The sequence below is a fragment of the Allopusillimonas ginsengisoli genome (genome assembly GCF_004153455.1).
GTDB lineage: Bacteria > Pseudomonadota > Gammaproteobacteria > Burkholderiales > Burkholderiaceae_B > Allopusillimonas > Allopusillimonas ginsengisoli.
Map to the genome: position 1 here is coordinate 1 of NZ_SDQE01000028.1, position 1,524 is coordinate 1,524.

At 59.6% G+C, this 1,524-nt stretch carries 1 protein-coding gene; it reads right to left on the reverse strand.

Features of this window, described 5'->3' with window-relative positions; all coding sequences use genetic code 11:
* A partial coding sequence (gene tnpC / locus ERE07_RS21540; RefSeq protein WP_245153834.1) for an IS66 family transposase occupies positions 1 to 1,393 on the reverse strand: 1,393 nt, incomplete at its 3' end.
* Positions 1,394 to 1,524: the final 131 nt, after the last annotated feature.

A 1,524-nucleotide genomic window follows, 5' to 3' on the forward strand; every position in this document is an offset into this window, starting at 1 on the left:
CAGTGACGCTGTCACGGCGGCGTTGACGCGCAAACATCGCCCGTGTCGTAGCAATGTTGAAGGACAACTCCCAATGTTTATCGAGGTTTCGGAAGGAGGTGCATAATGAACGACCCTTCGCCACACCGCGCAGCGCCCGCTCGGCCGCATTGTTGTCGATCTCAATGCGGCCATCGTCCAGGTAGCGCGTCAGGGCCTGCCACTGGTTCATGGCATAGGTGATCGCGTCAGCCGTTTTCGATTTGCGCGAGACGGTCGGCAACTGTTCACGCAACCAGGCATACAACGCGGTGACGATGGGTTTGGCATGCTCTTGACGCGCGCCTTGGCGCACATCGGGTGGACTGCCGCGGATACTGGATTCGATCTTGTAGAGCTCGGCAATACGCTCAAGCACATAGGTCGTAATGGGCGTGGCGTCTTTAACGTGAACGTCGTAGAACTTGCGTCGGGCGTGCGCCCAGCAACCCGCTTCGACTACACGGCCTGATTCGTAAACCTTGTTGTACCCGGCGAAGGCATCGGCTTGCAGGATACCCATATAGTCCTTCAGGTGGGTCTGTGGATGGATACCGCGCCGATCGGGCGAGTAACGCATCCACATGGCCGGTGCCGTGGTGTCGCCACTGGGCCGATCATCGCGGGCATAGACCCAGAGGCGCGCTTCGCGTGTCCTGCCGGTACCCGGCGCCAACACCTTGATCGGGGTGTCATCGGTATGCAGTTTATCGGCCGTAAAGACATGACGGCGCAGCGCATCGATCAAGGGGCGCAGCAACTCGTGCACACCGCCGACCCAGTCGCCCACCGTGCTCTGGGCCAAGTTCACGTGCTCGCGCTCGTAGATTTGACACTGGCGGTACAGCGGTTGATGATCTAGATATTTACTGACCATCACGTGGCTAAGCAACCCGGGGCCAGCGAAGCTGCGGGCAATCGGCCGACTGGGCGCGCTCGCCTGTGCCATTCGGTCACAACAGCGGCACGCCAGGCGTGGGCGTACATGACGAACGATTCGGAAGCTGGCCGGGATGTGCTCCAACACCTCGCTGACGTCTTCGCCCAAGCGTTGCCACGCACCCCCGCAATCAGGGCAGGCAGATTCCTTGGGAAGGTGCTCATGCACTTCACGCGGCAGATGCTCGGGTAGCGGCCGACGTGGCGGAGCCGCACGCGCGGCAGACGCTTGCGTCGATTCGATTTTTTCGGCGCGCCCACCCTGATAGATGTGTAGCTCTTCCAGTTCAAGCTGCAATTGATCGATCTGGGCAACGAGCCGCTCGGACTTCTGGCCGAACAACATGCGGCGCAGTTTATCGAGCAGCAGGCCCAGGCGTGCGATCTCTTGCTTATCGTCGTGTGTGCCTTGGCGCAGCGTTTCGCGCTCCACCACCCACTGTGCACGGGTAATCCCCCCATTTTTAACGGTCGTTAAAAGTAGAGGCTATGCGGCTAAGGCCATTTTTTGAATTGGTGTAATGCCGCCCAAGGCCATATTTGGCCTTTCGTTATTGTAAGTCCAGA